16 protein-coding genes are annotated in these 14,508 nt (G+C 68.1%); 8 read left to right on the top strand and 8 right to left on the bottom strand.

Annotated features, from left to right (window positions below):
- Positions 1 to 3: 3 nt before the first annotated feature.
- Together ACT86A_RS00855 and ACT86A_RS00860 are read left to right on the top strand one after the other, a co-directional pair.
- Positions 4 to 456, top strand: coding sequence for an acyl-CoA thioesterase (locus ACT86A_RS00855; RefSeq protein ID WP_445090304.1), 453 nt, complete (start codon positions 4 to 6; stop codon positions 454 to 456).
- Positions 457 to 517: 61 nt separating this feature from the next.
- Positions 518 to 1,180 (top strand): DUF8185 domain-containing protein, encoded by a 663-nt coding sequence (locus ACT86A_RS00860; RefSeq protein ID WP_445090017.1) that lies wholly within the window; start codon positions 518 to 520, stop codon positions 1,178 to 1,180.
- Positions 1,181 to 1,686: 506 nt separating this feature from the next.
- Here the strand turns inward: ACT86A_RS00860 and ACT86A_RS00865 are convergent.
- Together ACT86A_RS00865 and ACT86A_RS00870 are read right to left on the bottom strand one after the other, a co-directional pair.
- Positions 1,687 to 1,998, bottom strand: a complete 312-nt coding sequence (locus ACT86A_RS00865; RefSeq protein ID WP_445090018.1) for an AzlD domain-containing protein — start codon at positions 1,996 to 1,998, stop codon at positions 1,687 to 1,689.
- Positions 1,995 to 2,687, bottom strand: coding sequence for an AzlC family ABC transporter permease (locus ACT86A_RS00870; protein ID WP_445090019.1), 693 nt, complete (start codon positions 2,685 to 2,687; stop codon positions 1,995 to 1,997). The genes ACT86A_RS00865 and ACT86A_RS00870 overlap by 4 nt, the downstream gene beginning before the upstream one ends.
- A 53-nt stretch (positions 2,688 to 2,740) precedes the next feature.
- Here ACT86A_RS00870 and ACT86A_RS00875 point away from each other — a divergent pair, with 53 nt between their 5' ends.
- Positions 2,741 to 3,301, top strand: coding sequence for a helix-turn-helix domain-containing protein (locus tag ACT86A_RS00875; protein WP_445090020.1), 561 nt, complete (start codon positions 2,741 to 2,743; stop codon positions 3,299 to 3,301).
- 4 nt (positions 3,302 to 3,305) lie between these two features.
- Here the strand turns inward: ACT86A_RS00875 and ACT86A_RS00880 are convergent, their stop codons facing one another.
- The gene (locus ACT86A_RS00880; RefSeq protein ID WP_445090305.1) at positions 3,306 to 4,010 is read right to left on the bottom strand and encodes an HNH endonuclease; all 705 of its coding nucleotides are present in this window, start codon (positions 4,008 to 4,010) and stop codon (positions 3,306 to 3,308) included.
- 254 nt (positions 4,011 to 4,264) lie between these two features.
- On the opposite strand from ACT86A_RS00880, the gene ACT86A_RS00885 reads away from it, so the two are divergent.
- From ACT86A_RS00885 to ACT86A_RS00900, 4 genes are all read left to right on the top strand, one after another.
- Positions 4,265 to 4,669, top strand: a complete 405-nt coding sequence (locus tag ACT86A_RS00885) for a globin (RefSeq protein WP_445090021.1) — start codon at positions 4,265 to 4,267, stop codon at positions 4,667 to 4,669.
- A gap of 95 nt (positions 4,670 to 4,764) precedes the next feature.
- Positions 4,765 to 6,369, top strand: coding sequence for a glycoside hydrolase family 13 protein (locus ACT86A_RS00890; RefSeq protein WP_445090022.1), 1,605 nt, complete (start codon positions 4,765 to 4,767; stop codon positions 6,367 to 6,369).
- Between the two features lie 105 nt (positions 6,370 to 6,474).
- Positions 6,475 to 6,753, top strand: a complete 279-nt coding sequence (ctaJ, locus tag ACT86A_RS00895; protein ID WP_445090023.1) for an aa3-type cytochrome oxidase subunit CtaJ — start codon at positions 6,475 to 6,477, stop codon at positions 6,751 to 6,753.
- On the top strand, positions 6,740 to 7,204 hold the full coding sequence (locus ACT86A_RS00900) for a DUF5130 domain-containing protein (protein WP_445090024.1): 465 nt from the start codon (positions 6,740 to 6,742) through the stop codon (positions 7,202 to 7,204). The genes ctaJ and ACT86A_RS00900 overlap by 14 nt, the downstream gene beginning before the upstream one ends.
- A 57-nt stretch (positions 7,205 to 7,261) precedes the next feature.
- On the opposite strand, the gene pepN is transcribed toward ACT86A_RS00900, so the two are convergent.
- Positions 7,262 to 9,841: an aminopeptidase N gene (gene pepN, locus ACT86A_RS00905; RefSeq protein ID WP_445090025.1), complete on the bottom strand. Its 2,580-nt coding sequence runs from the start codon at positions 9,839 to 9,841 to the stop codon at positions 7,262 to 7,264.
- A 214-nt stretch (positions 9,842 to 10,055) separates the two neighbouring features.
- On the opposite strand from pepN, the gene ACT86A_RS00910 reads away from it, so the two are divergent.
- Entirely contained in the window at positions 10,056 to 10,880 is an 825-nt protein-coding gene (locus tag ACT86A_RS00910) for a phosphoribosylaminoimidazolesuccinocarboxamide synthase (RefSeq protein WP_445090026.1), read from the top strand.
- Between the two features lie 7 nt (positions 10,881 to 10,887).
- Here ACT86A_RS00910 and ACT86A_RS00915 read toward each other — a convergent pair whose 3' ends face one another.
- The 4 genes from ACT86A_RS00915 to ACT86A_RS00930 all read right to left on the bottom strand — a co-directional run bounded on the left by ACT86A_RS00915 (position 10,888) and on the right by ACT86A_RS00930 (position 14,400).
- Positions 10,888 to 11,370 carry an NUDIX hydrolase gene (locus ACT86A_RS00915; RefSeq protein WP_445090027.1) on the bottom strand — a complete coding sequence of 161 codons (483 nt, stop codon included), beginning with the start codon at positions 11,368 to 11,370 and terminating at the stop codon, positions 10,888 to 10,890.
- Positions 11,371 to 11,420: 50 nt separating this feature from the next.
- Positions 11,421 to 12,659, bottom strand: coding sequence for an RNA polymerase sigma factor (locus ACT86A_RS00920; RefSeq protein ID WP_445090028.1), 1,239 nt, complete (start codon positions 12,657 to 12,659; stop codon positions 11,421 to 11,423).
- Entirely contained in the window at positions 12,656 to 13,057 is a 402-nt protein-coding gene (locus tag ACT86A_RS00925; protein WP_445090029.1) for a YciI family protein, read from the bottom strand. Before ACT86A_RS00925 ends, ACT86A_RS00920 begins: the two co-directional genes overlap by 4 nt.
- Positions 13,058 to 13,167: 110 nt before the next feature.
- Entirely contained in the window at positions 13,168 to 14,400 is a 1,233-nt protein-coding gene (locus ACT86A_RS00930; RefSeq protein WP_445090030.1) for an NAD(P)/FAD-dependent oxidoreductase, read from the bottom strand.
- Positions 14,401 to 14,508: the final 108 nt, after the last annotated feature.

Genomic DNA, 14,508 nt, shown 5'->3' on the forward strand with positions numbered 1-14,508 from the left:
TCGATGAACGGAAGCGGGGCAGCGGCGGGCAGCCTGGTGCTGCCCAAGCGGTTCCACGCCGAAGTGGACGTCAGATGGTCGGATATGGACGTGTTCCAGCACGTCAACCATGCCCGTATGGTGACGCTGCTGGAGGAGGCGCGGATCCCGTGGCTGTTCGAGGACGGCCGCCCCACCGCCCCGCTGCGCGAGGGCTGCGTGCTCACCGACCTGCGAGTTCGCTACCGCGGCCAGCTGCGGCACGAGGACACGCCGCTGGATATCGCGATGTGGATCGAGCGGTTACGCGCGGTCGACTTCACCATCGGCTACGAGGTGCGAGCATCCGGTGCCGAGCCCGATTCGCCGGCGGCGGTGGTCGCGTCCACGCAGATCGCGGCGTTCGATATGCCGGCGCAGCGGTTGCGCCGGCTCACCGACGCCGAGCGTGACTATCTGTCCGAGTGGATGGAGTGAGCGCGCGCGTCGGTGATCGTTCAGTCGGTGATCGTTCAGTGGTGACGGCGGAGCAGCTGTAATGGCGGAACAACGAGTGCTGCACGTGTCCGATCCGGCGGAGCGGGAGAATCTCGCGACGTTCCTCACCAGGGCCACGCGCCTGGACCCCGCGGCGGTGGTGCGCCTGCGCCGTCGCGGCGAGCGCTACGTTGCCGCGTGGGTGGCGACCGGATTCGAGGCGCTGGCGGTGCGCACGGTGGTAGCCGAACTCGGCGTCGACGATGTCACCGTCGACGCCGAGCTGGTGCTGGCCGGGCTGGCCAGTGGCAGCCCGATCGATCTCGGATATTCGATGGACTCCGCCTGGCGTGGCGCGTTGCCACCCGCAGACGGTTTCACGCATGTCGACGACGTGCCCGCGCGCACCTTGGTGGAACTCGCCGAGCAGGGGGCGCGGCTGGCGAAGGAACATGGCAGCGGTCATGGCCCGCCTGCCTCGCTACTCGACCAGGCCGTGTTGACCGTGTCCGGTGCGGGAACCCAGGTGCAGGTGCCGATGCGGGTTGTCTTCGCGCTCACGGCGATGGATTTCATCCCGCATGCGGGGGAGAAGGCCGATCCGCGCCGCATCCCACCCGCCGAGATCGTTCGTGTGCGCGCCACCAGAACATGGTTGCGGCTGGATGCCCGCTACGGCTCGGTTGCCCGCCGCCTCGGCGGTGGAATCAACCTGCTGTTCTAGCGATGCTCGATCTCGCTTCGCTCGATGTCGGGGTCGGGTCGGTGTGGTCCGATGCAATGGAAAGTGCGGCATCGACGTGCGCGGTTATGTATGGCTTGCAAGTTGGTTGAACCATCCTGGACCGGCTGGAGACTCCTGATATAGCAAGGGAGACTGTCAGCCATGGCGGCACCACGGAAGTTCGACGAGGAGACCCGCGCGCGGGCGGTGAGGATGTATCAGGACCGGATCCGTGAGCACGGTGACTCGATGGCCGGCGCGCGCCGGCATGCGTCGCGTGCAAACGCGCTGATCCGAGTCAGACCCGTGTTGTCAGTCAGGCTGATGTCGCGTTGCGGGCAAACGTGCTGATCCGCGCTCGCGTATCCGATATCGGCTGCCAATTCCCCAGTAGCGCATGGTCGCCCATGAACGATCGATAAGGCGGGCGGCACCGTCGGCAGGGGGGACGGCGCCGCCCCGCGTGATCAATGAAAAAGTCTGGTCCACAATGCTTTTCGGGATGCTCAGAAGATGCCGAACAGGCGGGACAGCGCGGTCGTCGCCGCAGCGGCCAGGATCACCACCAGGATGGGCTGCCCTTTCCAGGCGAGTGCTCCACCGACGAGAACGCCTGCGGGCACGGCGAATCCGAGATCACCCGTGCCGAGCGGCACAGTGGTGACGGCGACCAGCGCGGTGAGCAGAACGACCGCGCCGATCTCCAGCAGTCGCACCGCGCGTGCGGGAATGCGGACCCGTTCGCGCAGCGCCGGACCGGCCCAGCGGAAGGCGTAGGTGCCCGCGGCGAGCGCAAATATTCCGGCGGTCAGCATCATCGTGCTTCCTGTGCGACGGGAGCCGGTCGTTCGCGCGCCGAGACGAGCACTCCCGCAAGAGCGAGCAGAACGGGCAGCCCGGTGGGCAGGAAAGGGGCGCCGGCCAGCGCGATCGCGGTGCCTGCGCCCACCGCCCGGAGCGTGGCTCGGTCGCGCAGAGCAGGCAGCACCAGCGCGAGCAGCACCGTGGGGAACACCGCGTCCAATCCGAGGGCCGAGGTATCGGGAACCACCGACCCGATCAGCGCCCCGATCGCCGCCCCGCTGGGCCAAGCCAGCAGTACCCCGGCGCCGGTGACCCAGTAGGCGGCCCGCTTGCGCCGCGCGTCGGGCTGCGCGATGGCCAGTGCCACGGACTCGTCGTTCATCAGATGCACCCCGAGCGATCGCCGCCACCCGGTGCCGACCACGTCCGGAACCGACAGCCCGTAGGGCAGGTGCCTGGCATTCACCAGCAGCCCCGCGAGCATGGCGGCGATCGGACTACCGCCGGTGGCGACGATGCCGAGGAAGAGGAACTCCGAACTTCCGGCGAGCACCACGCACCCGAGCAGGACCGGCAGCCAGACCGGGAAGCCCGCAGCGACCGCGGTTGCCCCGTAGGAGATCCCGATCACCCAGACGGCGGCGCAGACGGCCGCGATGCCCATCAGCGCCTCGCGGCCCAGTGTTCGCCATATCGAACGCATGTTTTCTATGGTGAACATGGCAGGCGGGTTCGTCAATATGGTTTTCTGGTGGCATGACGCAGCAGCACGCGACACCTCAGGCGGTGATCGCCGCTGCGCTGCGCCGCGAGCGCACCAAGGCCGGGTTGTCGCTGAGTGAGGTCGCCCATCGGGCGGGCATCGCGAAATCCACGTTGTGGCAATTGGAATCGGGAACGGGAAATCCGAGCCTGGAGACATTGTGGGCGCTGTGCGTCGCGCTGGACATGCCGTTCTCCCGATTGTTCGACCCGCCCCGCTCGAACGTGCACGTGATCCGGGCAGGCGCGGGGCCGGTGGTGGCCGCCGCGCACTCGGAGTATCGAGCCACCTTGCTGGCCGCCGGTCCGGCCAACGCACGCCGCGATCTGTTCCGCATCACCGCGGAACCCGGACATGCGCGCCGATCGGATCCGCACATTCCGGGCGTGGTCGAGCACGTGCTGCTCGCCGAGGGGCGTGCGATGGTCGGTCCGGTCGACGCGCCGGTCGAACTACATCCCGGTGACTACATCGCCTACCCGGGCGATCAGCCGCATGTGTTCGAAGCGCTGACCTCGCCGACCTGGGCCACGCTGGTGATCGAATACACCTGAGCGATCAGGCCGCGCCTTCGCCGAGATACTGCAACCACACCGGGTCGAGTTCCGCGGTGGTGGACAACAGGCGCCAGTGCGGGCCTTTCGGCGAGACCAGTGCGGAGCGCAAGGTCCAGCCCAGCTCGCTGAGCAGCTTGTCGGCCTTGCGGTGGTTGCACGGTGCACAACTGGCGACGCAGTTCTCCCAGGAGTGTTCGCCGCCTCGGCTGCGCGGAATCACGTGGTCGATCGTCTCGGCCTTGCCGCCGCAGTAACCGCACCGATAGCGATCCCGGTGCATGAGGGCGGCGCGAGTCATCGGCACCCGGGCACGGTAGGGCACGTGGACGTAGCTGCGCAGGCGGATCACCGAAGGAATGACGACCGACGTCTCGGCGGAGTGCACTACCGGCCCCGTGTCGTTGTGGTGAACGGTATCGGCCTTGTCGCAGATGAGCAGGATGATCGCGCGGCGCGCGGACAAAGCGGTGAGCGGCTCGTAGGTGGCGTTCAGCAGCAGCACCCTGGTCTTGAGCCAGTTCGTGCCCTCGGCGGGCGATGCGGCGGGGTGGGGACCGTGGTCGTGATGGCCACGATGTCCGCCCGGATAATGTTCGGACAAGATGTGCAGCGGAGTAGCCCCCGACCCACGATTGTGGACGTCGGCGGGCTGGAGTTGTCGGTGCGCTCGCGCCTCATGTGACCGGGCGCTGTGCCGCTGCTTCATCTCGACCTCGATTTCATGATTGGCAGGATCATGTGGTATCTGCGGAGCAGAGACTGTCACCCAGTTGACCATGGAACGCCGGGCATTGCACGGTGATTTTCAACAATGTCCGGTTAACTGTGGCTGAAGAGCCGCCCAGGTGCGACGTTTTCCGGCGCTGACCGGCGGCGCGAGGGCGGCGCAGTGGCGGCGCGCGGCACAAGAGCGGCGCGGGCACAATGGACAGCGGTGCATCCGGTGAATCGAGAGGGTCAATGACTTCGGGCGAGCAGACAGCGACGTCGTTCTACGAGGCGGTCGGCGGGGCGGACACGTTCCGGCGGATCGTCGCGACCTTCTATCGCGAGGTGGCGGCCGACGAGGTGCTGCGTCCGCTCTATCCGGAACAAGACCTCGGTCCGGCCGAGCGCCGGTTGCGGATGTTCCTCGAACAGTACTGGGGTGGCCCGCGCACCTACTCCGACGAGCGTGGCCATCCACGTCTGCGCATGCGGCACATGCCGTTCACCATCGGACCGATCGAGCGCGACGCCTGGTTGCGCTGCATGCGCATCGCGGTCGCGGAGATAGAGCCCGACATCCTCGACGACGAGCACCGCAAGGCGCTGCTCGACTACCTGGAGATGGCGGCCAACTCGTTAATGAATGCCCCGTTCTGACTACCCGTTCGTGCGGGGAATCCAGCAGTGCGCTGGCATGTGTTTCCGACTACGGTGCGGTGGCACCGCGTTCACCCTTTGGCACTATTGCGGATGTGAGTGATACACCAGCCGTAACGGCCCCGGTGGATCGAACCACCCAACCGTGGTGGCGGTCGGCCGTGTTCTACCAGGTCTATCCCAGGTCCTTCGCGGATTCCAGCGGCGATGGGATCGGTGATCTCGGTGGAGTCCGGGACAAGCTCGGCTACCTCGAACTGCTCGGCGTGGACGCGCTGTGGGTCTGCCCGGTGATGCGTTCCCCGATGGCGGACGGTGGCTACGACGTCGCCGATCCGCGCGATATCGACCAACTCTTCGGCGGTCTGGCCGCGATGGACGCGCTGATCGCCGACGCGCACGCCCGTCGGATCAAAGTCACGATGGACCTGGTGCCCAACCACACCAGCGATCAGCACCCGTGGTTCCGCGCCGCGCTGGCGGCGGGCCCTGGTAGCCCGGAGCGGTCCCGGTATATCTTCCGGGACGGCCGCGGGCCCGGCGGCGCCGAGCCGCCGAACAACTGGCCGAGCATCTTCGGTGGGCCCGCGTGGACCAGGGTCACCGAACCCGACGGCACGCCGGGCCAGTGGTACCTGCACATCTTCGCCCGCGAGCAACCCGACTTGAACTGGGCCGATCCGGAGGTCGCCGCGGATTTCGAGCAGACCTTGCGGTTCTGGCTCGCCCGTGGCGTGGACGGCTTCCGGCTCGACGTCGCGCACGGTATGGCCAAGCCCGACGGCTTGCCCGATATGCCCGAGCTCTCCGTGTCGGCCCTGCTCGCCCACGACGACAACGACCCCCGGTTCAACAACCCCGCGGTCCACGAGATCCACCGCCGGATACGCAAGGTGGTCGACGAGTACCCGGACGCGGTGACCATCGGCGAAGTGTGGGTCAACGACAACATCCGCTTCGGCGAGTACGTGCGCTCCGACGAACTGCACTTGGCGTTCAATTTCCGCCTCGCGGAGGCCGCGTTCAGCGCCGAGGCCGTGCGCGACGCGATCGACAACTCGCTCGCCGCCGTCGGGCCGGTGTTCGCCGTGCCCACCTGGACGCTGTCCAACCACGACATCGAGCGCGAGGTCACCCGATACGGTGGCGGCGCGATCGGACTCGCCCGGGCGCGGGCGATGATTCTGCTGGAACTCGCGCTGCCCGGCGCGGTATTCATCTACAACGGCGCCGAGCTGGGACTGCCGAACGTGGACGATCTGCCGGACGAGGTGCTGCGGGATCCGGTGTGGGAGCGCTCCGGGCACACCCAGCGCGGCCGTGACGGCTGCCGGGTCCCGGTGCCGTGGGAAGGCGCCGCGCCACCGTTCGGCTTCACCAGCGGGACGCCTTGGCTGCCGATTCCCTCCGACTGGGCCGGGTTGACGGTCGAAGCGCAGCTGGAACACCTCGGCTCCACCCTGTCGCTCTACCGCAGGGCGATCGAACTGCGTCGGCTGCGTCCGGAGTTCGCTGGGGACCGGATCGAGTGGTACGGCAGCCCGCCGGGCTGTCTGGCGTTCCGGCGTTCCGGCGGGCTGGTCTGCGCGCTCAACGCCTCGAACGCGCCGATCCAGCTACCACCAGGGGACCTGCTGCTGGCCAGCGCACCGTCCGACGGTGGCCGGCTGCCGCCGAACGCTGCGGCCTGGCTGGTCTGAAAAAAATCGGAAAAGCCCAGGTCGTGGTGGGGTGGAGGCGACATGGGCCGGCGTGCGCATCGACCGGGCGCAGAACTACTACAGACGATCGTCTACCTTTGAGCCGTGAGCATTCTCGAGACAGTGCTGATCTTCGTCGGCATCCCGCTGGTGATCTACGGCGTCATCGCCGGATTGTCGTTTCTCGGTAAGCCGCTGCCCGGCGAGAAGCCGGTCCACTTCGCCCTCGGCCAGAAGTGGACTCAGGCGCCGGTGCTGTGGAGTGCTACTGACGAGGTGACGACCTCGGGTCACCACATCGCAGAGACCTCGCATGGGCACCATGCGGCCATCGAGTCCACCGAGGTGGAGCTGATCGGAGGACGGGCAAGTGGCAAGTTCTAAGTGGCCGGCGGTGGTCGAAGCCGATCTGCCGCACGGATACGCCATCACCAGCAGCGGGCGCGTCTCCGGCGTGCACGAGGCGGGCGACGTGTTCAAAGAAGCGCCGTTCAGCGACCACGAGCGGCTCACGATGGACAACGTGCTCACCGAGGCGACCCGGGCAACCAAGGTGCGCTTCAACGTCTACATCGGTGATCTGGGCGCCGACCCGGCCGCCGGCGCGGACGCGATTTTCCCCGAGACACCCGAGGCTGCGCGCTCGGTGCTGATCGCCGTCTCGCCCGATGCCAAGGCGATCGAGGTGCGTTCGGGCCGGGATGTCGCCGACCGCGCGAACGATCGCGTCTGCCGGCTCGGTGTGACCGCGGCGCTGAGTTCGTTCCGGCAGGGCCAGCTGATCGACGGACTGGTCTCCGCGGTCCGGGTGATGGCCGCGGCCATCGGTAGGTAGTTCTTCGCAACCCGGCGCGTCCACCCGGTCACCGGGCGGACGCGCCGCTTTCATTTATTACCGCGAGTCGAAGGCGCGGGCGCGCAGGGAGCGTTCGATACCTGCCTTGCCCTCACTGACCAGTCGTCGCAGGGCCGGTGGGTGGTCGCCCGCGAGGAACTTGTCGGCGACGGACACCGCGTCCTCACTGATCGCCCACTGCGGGTAGAGGCCGATCACCACCGTCTGGGCGACCTCGCTGGAGCGCCGCTCCCAGACATCCGGGATCTCGGCGAAATACCGCTCCACGTACGGCGCGAGCAGCTCCCCCTGTCCGGGAGGTGCGAACCCGCCGACAATCGAACGGGCGGTGACGTTGGGCACCGAATCGTCGCCCATCACCGTCGTCCATGCCTGTTCCTTCACCGCGGCGATCGGCCGGGTTGTCGCCGCCGCGGCCGCCTGGCGCTTGCCCGCGGCGGTCGGGTCGTTGGCCAGCTCCTGGTCGATGACGGGTGTCTCCAGCCCGTCGGCATCGATCTCGCCCGCTGCCGCGAGCGCGGACACCAGCCGCCAGCGCAGATCGGTGTCGACCACCAGGCCGGCCAGTCCGACCTTCGCCGGGTCGCCGTCGAGTAGTTCGCGCAGCACCTCGGTGTGCCAGTCCGACAGTTTCGCGCCGGTCAGCGCGTTGACGAAGGCCAGCTGGTGGTCCGAGCCCGGTTCGGCCTCGCGGGCGAGTTCCAGCAGGCGGTTCGCGTAGTCCGCCCAGCCGGTGGCAGCTGCCCAGTCCGGGGCGGCGTAGCTGCTGAGCGCGAGGTTGGCCTGCATCAGAAGTCGTTGCACCACACCGATTTCGGTCTCGGCGCCGGCTCCGCGCTGGACCAGCGCGACGAAATCGCGGGCGCGGAACTCGGCTTGGCGAGTCATCTCCCAGGCCGCGGACCAGGCCAGCGTGCGCGGCAACGGCTCGGCGATATCGGCGATCCGGTTGACCAGCACGTCGAGCGAGTCGGCGTCCAGCCGGACCGAGCAGTAGGTGAGGTCGTCATCGTTGATCAGCACGAACCGGCCGCGCGGCACGCCGACCAGCTCGGGAACCTCGGTGCGCTCGGAGGCGTCGAGATCGAGCTCGACGCGCTCGGTGCGCACCAGCTTTCCGTCCTGATCGTCGTAGACGCCGATGGCGAGCCGGTGCACGCGCCGTTCACCCGCGCCCGGCTGCGCGCCCTCCTGGACGACGGCGAACGAACTGAACCTGCCCTCGGCGTCGACCTCGAAGTCGGGGCGCAGGATATTCAGTCCCGTGGTCTTCAGCCACTGCGCGCCCCAGGTGGACAGGTTGCGCCCGGACGATTTCTCCAGCGCCGCCAGCAGATCGTCGAACGTGGCGTTGCCGTAGGCGTGCTCGGCGAAGTACGCGCGCAGCCCCGCGAGGAACGGCGCCAAACCCACGTAGGCGACCAGCTGCTTCAGCACGCTGGCGCCCTTGGCGTAGGTGATGCCGTCGAAGTTCACCTCGACGGCGGCGAGATCCGGGATGTCCGCGGCGATCGGGTGGGTGGAAGGCAGCTGGTCCTGCCGGTAGGCCCAGGACTTCTCGACGTTCGCGAACGTGGTCCACGCGTTGGCGTATTCGGTGGCCTCGGACTGGCACAGTACCGAGGCGAAGGTGGCGAACGACTCGTTCAGCCACAGATCGTCCCACCACTTCATGGTGACCAGATCACCGAACCACATGTGCGCCATCTCGTGCAGCACGGTCTCCGCGCGACGTTCGTAGGACGCGCGGGTCACCTTGGACCGGAAGACGTAGTCCTCCAGGAAGGTCACCGCGCCCGCGTTCTCCATCGCGCCCGCGTTGAACTCCGGCACGAACAGCTGGTCGTACTTGCCGAAAGCGTACGGGGTGCCGAAATTGCCATGGTAGAAGCCGAAGCCCTGCTTGGTCTCGGTGAACAGCCGGTCGGCGTCCATGTACTCGGCCAGCGAGGCGCGGCAGTAGAGGCCGAGCGGGATGCTGCCGTGTTCGTCGGTGTAGACGTCGGTCCATTGCGCGTATGGGCCCGCGATGAGCGCGACCAGGTAGGTGCTCATCTTCGGGGTGGTGCGGAAGACGTGCCGGCCCGGGGTGGCGGCGAGGGTTTCCACGACCGCGCTGTTGGACACGACCTGCCAGTTCGCCGGCGCGGTGACGGCGATGTCGAAGGTGGCCTTCAGATCGGGCTGGTCGAAGCAGGCGAACATCCGCTTGGCGTCGGCGGTTTCGAACTGCGAGTACAGGTACACGGCCTCGTCGGTGGGATCGACGAACCGGTGCAGACCCTCGCCGGTGTTCGAGTACTCGCAGTCGGCCTCCACGACGAGCTCGTTGCGCTCGGCGAGATCGGCCAGCGTGATTCCGGTCGACTCGTCATAGCCGGAGATGTCCAGTGCGGTGCCGTTGAGCACCGCCGAGCGAACACCGCGCGCCACGATATCGATGAACGTGCTCGCTCCGGGTGCTGCGGTGAAGGTGACGCTGCTGCGCGAGAAGAACGTCTGCTCGCCGGGCTTGCCCGCCTCGTCGGTCAGGTCCAGTTCGATGTGATAGTTCTCGACCGACACCGTCGAGGCGCGTTCGATCGCCTGTTCACGAGTGAGGTTGGGTGCGGACATAAGGCTCCTTCGTGGTCGAAGAACTGGCACGTGCGCCCCCAACAATGCCACCTCGCCGCGGTGGGCCGCGCGGGACTTTCCCGACCGATCCCGGTTACTCGGGTCTGCGGCGGGAGCGGGCGCCGAGCCGACGGCGCGGCGGGCGCTGCGCGGGCCGGCGGTATTGTGCCTGGTGCAGCGCAGGGTTCATCACCACGGATACGGAGGCTCGACGTTGAAGCATGTGCACGCCGGAAAGGTGCGTGACCTGTACGAGGACGGCGACACGCTGTTGCTGGTCGCTTCGGACCGAGTGTCGGTGTACGACGTGGTGCTGCCGACGCCGATTCCCGACAAGGGCGCGCTGCTGACCCAGCTGTCGAACTGGTGGTTCGAGTACTTCACCGATGTGCCCAACCACGTGATCTCCGCCACCGACGTGCCCGCCGAGTTCGCCGGCCGCGGCATCCGGGTCAAGCCGCTGAAGATGGTCCAGGTGGAATGCATCGCGCGCGGCTACCTGACCGGGTCCGGTCTCGCGGAGTACCGGCGGACGGGCACGGTATCCGGGGTAGCGCTGCCGCCCGGATTGCGCGAGGGTGACAAGTTGCCCGAGCCGATCTTCACGCCGACCACCAAAGCGTCCGAGGGGCACGACGAGTCGATCACGTTCGCCGACGTGGTGAACCAGGAGGGGCGCGAGGTCGCCGAGCGGCTGCGCGAGCTGACCCTGCACCTCTACACCCGCGGCGCGGCGCATGCCGCCGAACACGGCGTCATCGTCGCCGACACGAAGGTCGAGTTCGGCTGGGACGGCGACATCCTCACCCTCGGCGACGAGGTGCTCACCTCGGATTCCTCGCGTTTCTGGCCCGCCGCCGAATGGGAGCCGGGCCGGGCGCAGCGCTCGTTCGACAAGCAGTTCGTCCGCGACTGGGCCACCTCCACCGGCTGGGACAAGGAGCCGCCCGGCCCGGAGATCCCCGCCGACGTCGTTGTAGCGACACGCCAGAAGTACATGGAGGCCTACGAGCTCATCACCGGCCGGACCTGGGTGTAGCGGCGGGTCAGCCCGCCAGTTGCGCGCTGAGCCGGTCCAGATAGGGCCGCTGGCCGGCGACCAGCTTGTCTCGTGCGGTGACCGGGTCGAACCACTCGGCGCGATCGATCTCCGGGAACTGTGCGAATCGGCCGGAACGCGGCGGCCATTCCAGCGGGAAGGTGCCCGGCACCACGTCCGCGGGATCCAGGTCGCCCTCGACCGCCCAGGCGATGAGGACCTTCTTGCTCGCGCCGCTGCCGTAGCGCACCTCACCCAATGGCAGCCACGCACCAGCGGGAACCGGCAAACCGAGCTCTTCGGTGAACTCGCGGCCCGCCGCGGTGCGCGCCTGCTCGGTCTCCGGCTCGTACTCGCCCTTGGGAATCGACCACGCGCCCAGGTCTTTTCGCGCCCAGAACGGCCCGCCCATATGCCCGAGCAAGACCTCGACGGCACCGGCCGCGTCTCGGCGAAACAGCAGGACGCCCGCACTGTGTTTGTCTGCCACACCGCGTAGTCTGCCTGCCGGTGGCCGCCTATCCGACCACCCGGCTCGAATCAAACACAACCTGCGGCGCGGATGGTCAGGTAGTCGCGTTCCGGGATGCTGGTCGTGCGGCCGGCGGCCCGGACGTAACAGGCGATGGCGGCATCCGTATCGCCCGCCATCTCATGGAGGTGACCGCGCACGGCGTCGAGGCGGTGCGTGCCGGCCAGACGGTCGTCGAGTGTTCCGGCAAGGGCGAGACCGGCTTCCGGCCCGGCGACCATTGCCGTGGCCACCGCACGGTTGAGGGTCACCATCGGGTTGTCGGTGAACCGCTCGAGCCGGTCGTACAGTGTCAGGATTTCGGCCCAGTCGGTGTCCTCGGCGCGGGCGGCCTGGGCGTGCAGAACCGCTATGGCGGCCTGGATCTGGTAGACACCGCGCAGGCCGCCGGCGAGTGTGCCGGTGATCAGCGTGGTTCCCTCGGTGATCAGCGCCCGATCCCACAGCGCGCGGTTCTGTTCGGCCAGTGGGATGAGCTCGCCATTGGCTCCGGTGCGGGCCGCGCGGCGGGCATCGGTGAGCAGCATCAGCGCAAGCAACCCGGTGACCTCCGAGTTCTCGGGCAGCAGGCGGTGCACGGATCTGGCGAGCCGGATCGCCTCGTCGGACAGATCCGTGCGTTGCAGGCGCGGCCCCGAGCTGCTGGTGTATCCCTCGTTGAAGATCAGGTACAACACGTGCAGGACCGCTTCGAGCCGCTGGCGCCACTGCTCGTCATCGAGCCGCGCGAACGGCCGCTCTACGCCGGCCAGTTTCTTCTTCGCCCGCGTGATCCGTTGCGCCAGCGTCGCTTCCGGCAGCAGGAACGCGCGCGCGATCTGTTCGGTGCCGAGTCCGCCGACGGCGCGCAACGTCAGCGCGATGGCGGCTGCCGGGGACAGCGCCGGGTGACAGCACAGAAACAGCATGGTGAGTGTGTCGTCCTGGTCGACCGGAACGGCGTCGGGCACCTCGCGCTCGAACGCGGTGGCTTCCCTGCGCCGCCGCGCGAGCTCCGCGCGCACCGCGTCGGCCATGCGCCGCTGCGCCACCTGGATCAGCCAGGCTCGCGGATTGTCCGGCCGGCCCTGCTCGGGCCACTGCGTCGCGGCCGCCAGCAGGGCTTCTTGCAGGGCGTCCTCGGCGGTGTCGAAATCGCCGAACCGGCGGACGAGCGTTCCGAGGACCTGCGGCGCGAGTGCGCGCAGCAGGTCCTCGGTGCTCGCCGGGAGCGGTGTGTCGTCGGGCACCGCACGCCGGTCGCTCATTGCTCGGTGGCGGGGGCGCCCATCACCGCGCGGACTTCGATGTACTCGCCGATCGGTGCACCGCCGGGGCCGGGTGCGGCGGAGGCCTGCGCGGCGATCTCGTAGGCCCGTTCGGGGCTGTCCACATCGACGAGCCAATACCCGGCGAGGAACTCCTTGGTCTCCGGGAACGGTCCGTCGGTGATCACCGGCGCCGACCGCCCGTCCGAACTGACCACTCGTGCTTCACCCGGTCCGGCCAACCCCTGCGCGTCCACCAACTCACCCGACTCGGCGAGCTGCGCACCCAGCGCGCGCTGGAAGTCTATGTGTGCCCGGATCTCTTCGGGTGACCATTCGTTGAGCGGTGTGTCGCAGAAGCTTGCGGGTGCGTACGTCTTCAACAGCATGTACTTCATGGCTCGATTTCTCTCTTCTCCGGCGCTCGGTCCCGGGGAAAGCCCGGTGCGTCCGCGATGAAGGTCGGTGTCGCGCACGCGGATTCGACACCTTCGTTATGTGATGCGCATCACAGTGACGTCGTAGTGTCGGTGAGCCGATCCGGATCGACCGGGTCGCCGGCCAGGATCAGTTCTTTGATTCGGTCGGTGACATCCCAGATGTTCACGTTCATTCCGGCCAGCACTCGGTTGTCCGGGGCCAGCCAGAATGCGACGAACTCGCGGGCCGTCAAGTCGCCGCGCACGACGACCCTGGCGTATTCGCCCGGCGCGGCGTATCCGGTGTACTCCATGCCGAGGTCGTATTGATCGGTGAAGAAATAGGGCAGCCGGTCGTAGGTGGCCTCTTTGCCGAGCATGCTCGCGGCGGCGACCGCGGGCTGGTTGAGCGCGTTCGCCCAGTGCTCCACTCGGATCCGCCGGTCCAGCACGGGATGCCGGTGCGCGGCGATGTCGCCGACCGCGACGATGTCCGGATCGCTGGTGACCAGGTGTGCGTCGACGAGCACGCCGTCCTCGACCGCGAGCCCGGCATCGGCGGCCAGTTCCAGGTTCGGCTGCGCGCCGATCGCCACCAGCACCGCGTCGGCGTCGATCGTGCTGCCGTCGGCCAGGCGGACACCGTTGGCGACCGCGGTGGCGATGGCGTCCTCGGTGGTGATCGCGCCGACCTGCACGCCGAAACGGAAATCGACGCCGTTGGCCCGGTGCAGGTCGGCGAACACCCGGCCCATCTCGGGCCCGAGCGCGGCCCGCAGCGGCAGTTCACCCTGCTCGACGATGGTCACCTGCACGCCCGCCGCACGCGCCGCGGCCGCAACCTCCAAACCGATCCAGCCCGCTCCGATGATGACGATCCGGCGCGTGCTCTCGAACAGCTCGATCAGCGTGTCGGAGTCTTCGATGGTGCGCAGCGTGTAGACGTTGGGTGCGTCGGCGCCGGGAACCGGCAGCATGCGCGGCGCCGAACCGGTGGCGAGTGCGAGCTTGTCGTAGCGCAGCGTGGAACCGTCGGGCAGGGTGACGGTCTTCGCCGCGGCGTCGAGCCCCGTGACGGTGGTGCCGAGACGTACGTCGACGTGGTGGTCGCGGTACCACTGAGCGGGCTGCACGAGGAACTCGGTGAATGCCTTTTTGCCGGCGAGATGCTCCTTCGACAGCGGCGGCCGGTCGTAGGGCAGGTGTTCCTCGGCGCTGATCAGCGTCACAGTCCCGTCGAAGTCCTTGTCCCGCAGCGCTTCCGCGAGCTTGGCCGCGGCCAGCCCGCCGCCGACGATGACGAAATGCTGGTCAGAACTCATCGCGGACTCCATCGACGAAGGGGAACCAAGCTCCTGCCGACCAACCCTACTGGCAGCCGCGTGGGCGGTCGGCGGAAACGGCGCGCCGGGTGGGAACGAATCCGCCGC

This window comes from Nocardia glycosmidis (assembly GCF_052545115.1).

Coding starts and splice junctions, on each gene's coding strand:
- ACT86A_RS00855 (WP_445090304.1), top strand. CDS start 4: ATGAACGGAAGCGGGGCAGCGGCGGGCAGCCTGGTGCTGCCCAAGCGG.
- ACT86A_RS00860 (WP_445090017.1), top strand. CDS start 518: ATGGCGGAACAACGAGTGCTGCACGTGTCCGATCCGGCGGAGCGGGAG.
- ACT86A_RS00865 (WP_445090018.1), bottom strand. CDS start 1,998: ATGATGCTGACCGCCGGAATATTTGCGCTCGCCGCGGGCACCTACGCC.
- ACT86A_RS00870 (WP_445090019.1), bottom strand. CDS start 2,687: ATGCGTTCGATATGGCGAACACTGGGCCGCGAGGCGCTGATGGGCATC.
- ACT86A_RS00875 (WP_445090020.1), top strand. CDS start 2,741: ATGACGCAGCAGCACGCGACACCTCAGGCGGTGATCGCCGCTGCGCTG.
- ACT86A_RS00880 (WP_445090305.1), bottom strand. CDS start 4,010: ATGAAGCAGCGGCACAGCGCCCGGTCACATGAGGCGCGAGCGCACCGA.
- ACT86A_RS00885 (WP_445090021.1), top strand. CDS start 4,265: ATGACTTCGGGCGAGCAGACAGCGACGTCGTTCTACGAGGCGGTCGGC.
- pepN (WP_445090025.1), bottom strand. CDS start 9,841: ATGTCCGCACCCAACCTCACTCGTGAACAGGCGATCGAACGCGCCTCG.
- ACT86A_RS00920 (WP_445090028.1), bottom strand. CDS start 12,659: ATGAGCGACCGGCGTGCGGTGCCCGACGACACACCGCTCCCGGCGAGC.
- ACT86A_RS00925 (WP_445090029.1), bottom strand. CDS start 13,057: ATGAAGTACATGCTGTTGAAGACGTACGCACCCGCAAGCTTCTGCGAC.
- ACT86A_RS00930 (WP_445090030.1), bottom strand. CDS start 14,400: ATGAGTTCTGACCAGCATTTCGTCATCGTCGGCGGCGGGCTGGCCGCG.